Here is a 10748-nt window from a genome sequence, read left to right on the forward strand (position 1 = left end):
TTTCCTTGGAGTCACTGGTGCTGATCGGTTAAGGGTTGGCGGGGGCCGAGGTAGCGAGGGGTAGGCCCCAGAGGTCTTCCCGGCTGACCTCCGCCACCGTGTACTTGCCAAGTCCGCTGAGCAGGAGCTGCATCTCGAAGGCACAACAGTCGAGCAGATTAAGCAGTCCCCGCTCGCGGTCCTCGTCGGCAGCGAGGAAGGCGGCACGACCGAGGCCCACGGCCCGCGCGCCCAGGGCGAGCGCCTTGACCGCGCGGGTTCCCTCCCACATACGTCCGGACGCGATGCAGCACGCGTCGCCTGGCGCGATGCGCATCAGGCACTCCGCCAAGGGCAAGCCGACGTGGTCCATGAAGGACAGCGGTGCCCAGCCGGTGCCGGCCTCGGCGCCATCGACCGTGACTGCGTCGGCCCCGGCAGCCCAGGCGATGTCGGCAGCTGCGGCGATGTCACGACCGGGTGGGAGTTTGACCCAGATGCGCGCCCGAGGGAAGTTGTTACGCATCAGGATGAGCTGATGGTGCAGGATTTCCTGGGTGAAGGTGCCGGGGGTCGCCGAGCGGAGCACCCGTGAGGCCCCATAGCCGAAGACCGGGTCCACGGTGAACTGGCTTTCCGTAGCGGAGCTGTCGGGCGCATCTATGACCGACATCCCGCCCAGCCCCGGCTTGGCGCCCTGACCCACCTTGAGCTCGAAAGCCAGCCGCCCCGATTCCAGGAGCGGCAGGGCGGTGGGATCACTGTAGACGAGGTTCCAGACCTCTGAGTCCGCGTCCTCGGTGCTTTGCTGGACCACGACACCGCCCAGACCGTCAGGCAGTTCGGCGCAGTACGCGCTGAGTCGTGTTCGCAGCGACCTGTGATCGGCCTCGCCGAGGCGTCCGTAACCCGAGGAGGGTACGACGTTCTCCCCGATGACCATTGGAACGCCGCGCTGGCCAGCCTGCCGGGCGACGGCATTGCCGATGTGACCGCCTGCCAGGTTCGTGGAACCTAGTGCGGAGATGACGAGGGGCAGTGGGGAGTTGAGCCCGCCAACTTCGGTGCCTAGGGCGACGTCCGTATACAGGGGCTCCCGGCCGAGGTCGATGAGCTTTTCCAGCCGACGGGGCATAAGGACGGGCGGCACCAGCCGCAGCGTGTCCATTATGTCGTGTGCCGACCCGGGGTCGGCGGTGTCTGCCTCGCCGAACATGGCGAGGCCGTATTCTTCCAGGGTCGGCAGTGCGGCCGCCGGGCCGCGGCGGGCGCGTGCACGCACCAGATCCTCCGGAAAGCCCGCAGCTGTGAGCTTCCGTGTCACGGTGACGGCACTCCCGGAATCTTAGGGTAGGCACTGGCCTGCCAGACGCTGTCGAGTCCGACGATGTACCGGGTGAGGCGCTCCAGGCCGATGCCGAACCCGGCGCTCGCGGGGATTCCTTCCCTGGCCGCCTTGAGGTACCACTCGTACTTGGCGGGGTTCTCACCCGTCTCCCGGATGCGCGTAACGATCTTTGCGTAGTCGTTCTCGCGTTCGCTGCCGCTGCACAGCTCGCCATAGCCTTCGGGAGCGATCAGATCGAAGTTGCGTAGGAAACCGGGCAATTGTTCGCTCTCCCGGTCGTAGAAGCCACGCGAACCCTTGGGATAGTCCGTGATGAGGAACGGCTGCTCCACCTCGGCCGCCAGAAGCACCTCGCCCTGCCAGTCGATCTCGGCGTTCGGGCTCTGGTCGTGGCCCAGGTAGCGCAGGCGGTCGACGGCGTCGCTGTGGGTGCGCCGACCGAATGGGGATAGCAGCGCCTTGCCGAGTGCCGCGATGTCTCTGTCGAGTTCGCCCAGCATGGCGGCTTCCGTGGCCAGGGTCTGCTCGATGACCCGGCTGACCAACCCTTCGAGGAGCTCGAGGATGTCGTCGCGGGATGCGCCGGCCACCTCGACGTCAATCTGGTGAAACTCGACCAGATGGCGGCCGGTGTGTGCAGTCTCGAGCGGCTCCAGCCGGATGTTGGGCGCGATGAAGAAGATCTTGTCGAAGGCGAGCAAGGCTGCCTGCTTGTACAGGATCGCGCTGGTCATCAGCTTGTATCGGTGCCCGTAGTAGTCGACGTCGACCTGCTTGGCGCCACGTGCGCCAGGATCGGTGACCGGCCCGATGATGGGCGGCAGCATCTCGACGAATCCGAGGCCGGTGAGATGGGCACGCACGGTGTCGAGGATCCGGTGCTGGATGCGGAGTACCGCACGCGTCGTACCGGAAGACAGGTGAGTTCGGGGGCCTGGGGGCAGCGTCATGTTCGGTGTTCCGTTTTCGTCGGATGGTCGTATGTGCCGGCTTGGTGCGGCGCGTCGAACCTGTCAGCCACGTAGGACAGGGCGCTGAGCAGCCCGCCTGAGGTGAGGTGGGCCGTCGTTCCGGACCTGACCACGCGGCTGACGGGCAGTGAGCCCGTCGTTGACCACTGGAGGTGGCCTTCGGTGTCGATGAAGCTCCTGGTACGGCCGGCGTTGTCCGGGTGCAGGCAATAGGGGACGTCCAGGTAGCCGCGCTCGAAAGCGAGGGCGAGTGCGCGCCCCACATCCTCGTCCAGCTCAAGTACGGCCTCGACGATCTCCGTCGCCTCCGCACGGATCTGCCGGCCACCACCACCTGGCCTGCGCCTGTGTTCCTGCCTGGCAGCTCGTGCCGCGCTTTCCAGCGCGCGCACGTTCTCCTGGACGGTTGGGATTCGGTGCGCCTCGGCTACCGTCTTCACGATCAAACGGGCTGCGCCGGCGCGCACGGCAAGCCTGGCGGCCTCTTCGAGCAAGAGACAGGCGCCCTGGGAGGTGCGCGGATAGACACCCATGTAGGCGTAGAGCACGATGTGCCAGTCCACGTCCGGCAGATGGGCTGTGGCAAGGTCTCGCAGGGCCGAGATGGCTTCCGTGTCCTGTGCTGGGTTGGTCTGCTGGGCATAACTCAGGGAGATACTACGCAGCCCGTGCTGACGGAAGAAGACTGCCTCCAGCACGCTGATGGCAACGAGTAGGCTCGGCGGACACATCTGCCCCAGCATGCAGCCGCCGAACGTCTCCATGTGCGGTTGGAGCCCGGCATTCTGCAGCTGCGCGAAGCTCCGGCTGGCTTCAGTCCAGCATCGGATGGACTCGCGCAGTGGCATGCGGCTGTACGGCAGGCAGTACGAGACGGGGCCACCCTCAGTTGCATCGATTGGTATCGACGCCAGAGTGGTGAAGATCAGGCGTGGGTCGGCTGAGCCGTGGCGTACCTGAATGGGAAAGGCGTCGTTCCGGATGCCGGAGAGCATCCGCCGCGTGGTGTCAGCGCCGTGCGCCATGATAGGGAAACCGTTGAGTGAGTTGCCGTTGTTCACTGCGCGGCGTGCGGCGGCGTAGTCGCCCACCCGCGTGTAACTGTCCAGCGTGACTGTCCCAACGGTGACAGCCTGGGCGCTTCTGGTCGCCAACAGGCCCGCCCGCATGTGGGCTGGAGCCGACATGCCCATACGTGGCTGCACGACCAGCTGCCCGCGGGAGTGTGCCGCTGCCACTACGTGTCCGAACCCTGGTGTCATGCTGAGACCGTGCTGGGGAGCACATCGATCAGGGCCAGCAGGCCTTCTGGGTCGTCCCGACCGCCCTCGAACACTGCCTGGAAACCAGCGGTGAGCAGGGCCTGGTTCCGTTGCGGGTCAGGACCGCCGATCCCGAGCTTGCCGCCGATGACCGCCGGTGTGCGGGCCAACGCAGGAGTCCGGCGAAGACGGTTAATGGCCCGGAGGCCGTCGTGGTGTCCGTGTCCGTTCACGCTGCTGACGACGATGAGGTCGGGCCGTCGGCCGAGCGCCTCACTGACGAGCATGTCGTCCGAGACGCAGGGGCCGAGGTTCGCGACCTCATGCCCGGCCTCCTCGAGAAGAAGCTGGAGGAATACCAGATTCCAGATATGTGAGTCAGAAGAGGTGCTTGTGACGATGATCTTCCGACGAACTGGATTCTCTAGCATTGGCATGCGACTCAGTTCCATACGGCGGTCCAGAACTCCATATCCAAGCTTCCAGGAGTCCGCAGTTCCATTGGGGGCGAACTCTGCCCGGATCGCGGGCACATCCCGAAGGCAATGTCGGGGAAATGCCCATATGCCTGATTCCGGCGCCCCGCTTCCTGTTGATCTTTCAGGTTGACGTTGAGTCTTGTCAAGGGTGCTGAATGTGATGCAGGTAACACGCCTGTGGGTTGAATTTAAATTTCCTGCGGAAAGTCGTTGACACGCTTAGCCAGGCCCTGGCAGAGTTGATCATGTTGTTGTCGTAAATTGAAGCTTGCTTCAATTTGATCCGCTGAGTTCTCTCCAGGCGTGTAGGTTCGTGCTGACGGATCCGGATACGGCCGCAATTCTCGAATGGCAGGAATTAAATCTCCCATGCCAGTGGAGCTTATGGTCGCCGATGAGACCCATCGAGAGGCCGGATTGGTGAACATGCAGACCGATGCCTTGACGGAACTGGATTTCTACCTTCCGTCGATGACCCTCAACGACTATCTGCGTGACGTGGTGCCGAGTCATCCCCTCTTGACCTCGGCACTTGAGTTCGGTCGGCCCGGTGCGGACAAAGCGCTGCGCGTGCTGACGGCTACCACGACTGAGTTCGACTCCGACGACACCGGGCGCGGAGATTCATACCGCAAGGCGCAGCGTGACTCCTCGGTCCGGTGGACCGGTATACGCCAGCTCCTCGAACTCGCCTCCGGGGTGGCCGAACAGCCCGGGATACCCCTGCGGCAGTGCACCGTCCTGGATGTGCTCGGCGGCGACGGAACTCTCGCCCGCGCCGTCCGTGAACAGGGGGGCGACCTGTCGGACCGGATCGCCATCCTGACCGGGGACCTGTCCGGCGAGATGATCGAGCGGGCCTTGGGGCAGGGGCTGCCCGCCGTCCGACAGGCAGCGGACCAGCTCTTCCTCGGCGACGACACAATGGACGCGGCACTACTGGCCTACGGCACGCACCACATCGCGCCGCAGGACCGGCTCGGCGCGGTCGCCGAGGCCCTGCGCGTCGTCCGCCCGGGAGGACGCGTGGTCCTTCACGACTTCGACACGACCAGCCCGATGGCAGGCTTCTTCACGGACGTCGTCCACCCGCACACTGAAGCGGGCCACGACTATCCCCATTTCACCCGCAGCCTGATCGCCGAACTCTTCGCCGAGGCGGGAACGTCGGCTCGTGTCATCGACCTGTACGACCCGTTGATTGTCCAGGCGTCGACCCAGGAGGACGCCCGGCGGCGTATGTGCGACTACGTGGCCGATATGTATGGGGTCAGGGCGTACTTCGACAAGCTCGGCGACACTGATGCGTGCTGGCGGCTGCTGGAGCAGCGCTTTGCCCACGAGGACTACTTCGCGAGCTTGCCCGAGAGCGTCGACTACAACCCGCGCCCCGTCGTGTATCCGGTCGGGGGCGGTTATGCGGCCGAGATTCCCCGCTCTGCGATAGTTGCATTTGCCCAGAAAGCGGTCTGACTGTAATGAAGTCACTCTTTATGCCGGATTTGCTCCATCGGCCCGTTCCTGGAGCTGCCGAGGCGTCGGCAATCGTAAGTACGGACGGCGAGCTGAGTTACAGCGACATGTGGGGCCGTATTCACGCCATTGCCGATCTGCTGCGCGAGAGTGGTGCCGCACCCGGCGACCATGTGGGCCTGTTCTTCCTGCGCTCCGCCGAGTACGTGACATCGCTCGTGGCTACCTGGCTGGTGGGTGCGGTGGCCGTGCCCATCGACCCGGAGTTCCCGGCCGAGCGCATCGACACCATCCTTGATGCCGCTCATCCTCGGCTTGTCCTATACGCGGCGGGGGAGGCCGCCCACCGTGACGAGAATCTCAATCCGGATCGGTGGCGCGATGTTAGCGACCTGTCCCAGCGGGCTCTCCCCCCTTTCGAGGAAGTGGCGGCGCTATCCGACTGGCCCCGTGAGGGAGCGGCCGAGCGCCCGGCCCTGATCCTCTTCACTTCTGGCTCCACCGGCACACCCAAGGGCGTCGTCCTGCACCACGGGGGTCTGTACAACCGCTTGGAGTGGGGCCACACTCAGTACGCTCTCGAGGACTCCGACCGTGTCCTGCACAAGGCGTCCATCGCTTTCGATGCCTCAGTGCACGAAATCTTCTCGCCCCTGATTGCTGGCGGAACACTCGTCATCGCCCCGCCTGGCCTCCAGTTCGACAGCCTGGGCCTGGTGCGCCTGATCCAGGACGCGTGCGTCACCACGGCTCACTTCGTCCCCTCGATGCTCCGTTATGTACTCGAAGAGCCCGAGCTGGCGTACTGCACCGACCTGCGACGTGTCTTCTGTGGCGGCGAAGCCCTCGACATGGACCGCGTTAGGACCTTCCAGGCGACGCTCACTGACTGCGCCCTCTTCAACCAGTACGGACCGACTGAAACCTCGGTGAACGCGACCTTTTGGGACTGCAGCGAACCCTTCGAGGGACACATCGCTCCCATCGGCCGGCCCATCGCCGGTGTCCAGTGCCACGTGCTGGACGAGGACCTCGCGTTGGTAGAGGAAGGCGAGACCGGGGAGTTGTGGATCGGAGGAGCGGGCGTCGGGGTCGGCTACCTCGCCGACGAGAGCCAGACCGAGGAACGTTTCCGGCTCGACCCGTTCTCTGCCCACGGCGGCCGGATGTACCGCACAGGCGACTTGGTTCGCCGCGCGGTACCCGGCTATCTGGAATTCCGCGGCCGACTCGACGACCAGGTCAAGGTACGCGGTGTCCGGGTCGAACCGGAGGAGGTGGCGGCCGTCCTGCGTCGTCAGACGATGGTGCACGATGCCGCCGTCGTCACCGTGCCTGACGAGAACAATGGCCACCGGCTGATCGGCTATGTCGCGGCCAAGCGTCGCCATGCACCAGTCGTCGACGGCCTGCGACGTATGCAGCTGCCGCACGGTCTCGGTGTAGCAACGCCCTCCCCTGACGAAGCTCTCTTCCTCTATCGGCAGATCTTCGAGCAGGACGAGTACTCGCGGTACGGCGTGCGTCTCGATAACAACGCCGTGGTCGTCGACATCGGGGCGAACATCGGCCTGTTCTCCCTGTGGGCCCACCGGCAGGCAGACAACGTCCAGCTCGTATCCGTCGAGCCGAACCCGGACACCCTTCCCTACCTCCGGGCCAACCTGGAACTCCACGGTGTACGGTCCGAGGTCGTACCAGTTGCCGTGACCGACCGGGCCGGCACGGCCGAATTGACCTCGTTCCCGGAGCTCTCCTACCTCTCCGGCCTCGGCGCGCAGCGGCACCAGGCCGCAGCCGAGCTCGTCCAGTCGCACTATGCATCCACCGGCATCGGGGACGGGACCGCGACTCCGGAAGAGAAAGCCTCCCTCCTCCAGGCCGCAGAACGAAGGCTGCAGGCCACGGCCCACGAGGTGCCGACCACCGACCTCTCCAGCCTCTTCGAGCAGCTCGGACTGAACAAGGTCGACCTGTTGAAGATCAACGCCGAGGGGGCGGAACTTAGCATCCTGCGAGGACTTAGCACACGGCACTGGCATACCGTCCAGCAGGTATGCCTGGAAGTGGAGCGTGCCAGCGCGGTCGGTGCCGAGATCAAGGGCATCCTCGACGGTGCCGGCTTCTCCGTACACGAAGTCAACGACTGGAGCGTGGGCCGGGACGCCGACGTTACCTATGTCTACGCGACTCGGGCGACCCCTGCGGACTCCGATGCAGCGGTCGGCAGCATGGAGGCTGGTGCCTCCGGCGATGCCGTTGAGACACTGCTCACCGTCCGGGCACTGCGCGGGTACATGGCGGACCGACTCCCGCCGGCCATGCGGCCGGACCAGTACGTGTTCCTGGAGGAGCTACCACGGCTCCCCAACGGCAAGGTCTCGCGCCACGGCCTCCCCGAGCCCCCGGCACCGGACTCCACCGAGCAGACTCACGACTCCGAACTCGGCCAGGAGGATCAGCTCCGGGAGATCTGGCGCCAAGCCTTGCATGTGGACGCCGTTCACGACGACGACGACTTCATCCGCCTCGGCGGCCACTCCCTCCTGGCACTTCGCGTGAGTGCCCGGGTCCGTGAGCTGACCGGGATGGAGATCCCCCCGCACAGCTGCCTACAGGCACAGACCTTCGCCGAGTGGCGCGCGGACGTAGCGCGGCAACGCCGCCAGTAGAAGAGGCACCCTACCTATGGAACCCCGCCCGCTCTCCAACATGCAGCAGTCCATGCTGGTGCACGAGAGCCTCGCGAACCGGCCGCTATACAACATGCCGTTGGGCTTTCGTATCTCGGGACGCCTGGACGTACTTGCACTGGAAGGAGCGCTGCACCACGTTATCCGGCGGCACCCGGTACTGCACTCCACGTTCGACATGGCCGGCGCCGTCCCGCTGCCACACGGAGAACCCCTCCCCGGTCTGGCTCTCGGAACCTGGCAGGAGGGAGACGAACAGACACCTCCCGTCGCCGAGTTCTGGCAGCGTCCTTTCGACCTGCGCCGAGAGATTCCGGTGCGGGCCCTGCTGATGTCTTCCTCGCTCGAGAGTCATCTCTTGGTGCTGTCCGTCCACCACGTGGCCGGTGACAGCTGGGCCCTCACGCTCCTCACCCGGGAACTGGGCGATGCCTACACTCACATCGTCCGGGACACCAACCCTCCAGTGCAGGCACCGGCACCCGACTTCTTCACTTACGCCGCCCAGGAACAAGCCACAAGCGAGGACGAGGCATGGTGGTCGGAATCGCTCGGCGGCCACCAGCCCCAGCCCGTCCCACGTGTGGACCCGCCGGCCGACGATGACCGCGGACGCTTTCACCCGACCAGTCTCCCTCTCGACGCAGTGCAAACCCAGGGAGTCAAGCGCCTCGCCCGGGCCGCCCGGGTCTCGCCCACCGCAGTGCTCTTCACGGCCGTAAGCATGGCCGTGGCGGCCGAGAACTCGGGAGCAGCCGACCAGCCGTGTCGGTCGGTTGTCGGACTGCCAGCCGCGCTGCGTGACACACGGGACCTCCAAGAGACCATGGGTCCCCTGCTGAACACCCTCCCGGTCTCGACCACCTGGCACCCGGATCGGCCAGCTCAGGAGATCGTGCGGGCCCATGCCGCTGCCATGCAGTCCGCACTGACGCACAAACAGCTCCCGTACACCCGCATCTTGAAGGCCGCCCGAATCCGCAGGACCCCAGGCGCGGCCCCCCTGCTGCATCTGGTCAACGTGGACACGGAGATCCCGAAACTGCGTCTATCTGGAGCCAGAGCCACCGGGCTCCCTATGCCAGCCCTCTGGGCTACCTTCCCCGCCCTTTGGGAATTCACCTGGGGAACGGTCGGGAACATGAGCGGAGTGCTCCGCACCGATACAACGTCCTTCACCGCCGACCAGGCGGACCACATGGCCGGAGCATTCCGGTCCAGCTTGGCGCGCCTCATCAAGTGAGCGGCGCCGCTCATTTCTTCCGTACGGCAGGGCCAGAAGGGGATTTCTCGTGTTTGCGTCTCACACGTTGTCTGCTCAGGAGCGTCACCGTCTGCTGGTCGAGTACAACGACACGGCTACGGAGTATCCAGCGGACTCGTGTGTGCATGAGCTCTTCGAGGAGCAGGTCCGGCGGGTTCCGGACGCGGTGGCGGTGGCCTCGGACCAGGGAAGTCTGACGTACGCCGAGCTCAACACGCAGGCCAACCGGCTGGCACACCACCTCATCGGACTCGGCGTGCGCCGCTCCCAGATTATGGCCGTACACATCGAGCGCAGCCCTGCCCTGATCGTCGCGCTGATGGCGACGCTCAAGGCGGGCTGTACCTACACGCTGCTCGACCCGGATTTCCCCCATGACCGCTTGACCGCGGTACTGGAGGACACTGGTGCTCCTGTCGTAATTACTCACGCGCAGACCGCCAGACGGCTGAGCGTCCCCCACCTGACCGAGGCTTGTCTGGATGAATCCGGCCCAATAGCCCTCTCTGCCGATAATCCGGATATCGCGGTCCGCCCAGACGACGCGGCCTGCGTCATGTTCACCTCCGGTTCCACTGGCCGCCCCAAGGGTGTGGCCTCACCCCACCGGGCGCTGGTCAGCACCTACACCGGGCAGAGCTACCTGGCCTTCGACGCTGACCAGGTCTTCCTCCAGTGCTCACCTGTGTCCTGGGACGCTTTCGCACTGGAGGTGTTCGGACCGCTGCTGCATGGCGGAACGACGGTCATCCAGCCGGGCCAACGGCCCGAGCCGGCAGACTTCGCCCGCCTAATTCGCACCTACGGGGTGAACGCGCTCCAGCTCTCCGCCGGCCTGTTCAACCTGGTACTCGACGAATACCCGGAAGCCTTCGAGAACGTCCGCGAAGTGATGACCGCCGGCGAGGCTGCCTCCCTGGCACACGTGGAACGCGCAAGGAAACTGTTCCCCCAGATGAAGCTCCTCAACGGCTACGGACCAGTCGAGAACCTGGGCTTCTCCACCACGTACAACATCCGGCCTGGGCTGCCGTTGGGTTCGTCGGTGCCGATTGGTGTGCCGTTGGCGAATACGCGGGTGTATGTGCTGGATGAGGGTTTGGGGTTGGTGCCTGCGGGTGTGGTGGGTGAGTTGTATATCGCGGGTACGGGTCTGGCGCGGGGTTATGTGGGGCGTGCTGGGTTGACGGCTGAGCGGTTTGTGGCGGATCCGTTTGGTGGTGCGGGTGAGCGGATGTATCGCACGGGTGATCTGGTGCGGTGGAACTCTGGTGGTGAG

The 10748-nt window shown here is 65.3% G+C and carries 8 protein-coding genes; 4 read left to right on the top strand and 4 right to left on the bottom strand.

The features are described from left to right. Positions 1-28: 28 nt before the first annotated feature. The 4 genes from ACFYSH_RS32150 to ACFYSH_RS32165 are packed head-to-tail and all read right to left on the bottom strand — an operon-like array spanning position 29 to position 4012. Positions 29-1303 (bottom strand): glutamate synthase-related protein, encoded by a 1275-nt coding sequence (locus ACFYSH_RS32150; RefSeq protein ID WP_388757167.1) that lies wholly within the window; start codon positions 1301-1303, stop codon positions 29-31. Beyond that, entirely contained in the window at positions 1300-2277 is a 978-nt protein-coding gene (locus tag ACFYSH_RS32155; RefSeq protein ID WP_388757170.1) for an asparagine synthetase A, read from the bottom strand. Before ACFYSH_RS32155 ends, ACFYSH_RS32150 begins: the two co-directional genes overlap by 4 nt. Then, positions 2274-3560 carry a methylaspartate mutase gene (locus ACFYSH_RS32160; RefSeq protein ID WP_388757173.1) on the bottom strand — a complete coding sequence of 429 codons (1287 nt, stop codon included), beginning with the start codon at positions 3558-3560 and terminating at the stop codon, positions 2274-2276. Before ACFYSH_RS32160 ends, ACFYSH_RS32155 begins: the two co-directional genes overlap by 4 nt. Continuing rightward, positions 3557-4012 (bottom strand): cobalamin B12-binding domain-containing protein, encoded by a 456-nt coding sequence (locus tag ACFYSH_RS32165; protein ID WP_388757176.1) that lies wholly within the window; start codon positions 4010-4012, stop codon positions 3557-3559. Before ACFYSH_RS32165 ends, ACFYSH_RS32160 begins: the two co-directional genes overlap by 4 nt. Before the next feature lie 411 nt (positions 4013-4423). Between ACFYSH_RS32165 and ACFYSH_RS32170 the strand changes: the two genes are divergently transcribed. From ACFYSH_RS32170 to ACFYSH_RS32185, 4 genes are all read left to right on the top strand, one after another. Continuing rightward, a complete protein-coding gene (locus ACFYSH_RS32170; protein ID WP_388757179.1) occupies positions 4424-5512 on the top strand; it encodes a class I SAM-dependent methyltransferase in 1089 nt (362 codons plus the stop codon). 20 nt (positions 5513-5532) lie between these two features. Further along, the gene (locus ACFYSH_RS32175; RefSeq protein ID WP_388757182.1) at positions 5533-8184 is read left to right on the top strand and encodes an amino acid adenylation domain-containing protein; all 2652 of its coding nucleotides are present in this window, start codon (positions 5533-5535) and stop codon (positions 8182-8184) included. A 16-nt stretch (positions 8185-8200) separates the two neighbouring features. Further along, positions 8201-9448, top strand: coding sequence for a condensation domain-containing protein (locus ACFYSH_RS32180; RefSeq protein ID WP_388757185.1), 1248 nt, complete (start codon positions 8201-8203; stop codon positions 9446-9448). Positions 9449-9590: 142 nt separating this feature from the next. Beyond that, positions 9591-10748: amino acid adenylation domain-containing protein (locus ACFYSH_RS32185; protein WP_388757188.1), on the top strand; the 1158-nt coding region annotated here is incomplete at its 3' end.

It is taken from the genome of Streptomyces sp. NPDC005791 (assembly GCF_042871485.1).
In the GTDB taxonomy this organism is placed as follows: domain Bacteria; phylum Actinomycetota; class Actinomycetes; order Streptomycetales; family Streptomycetaceae; genus Streptomyces.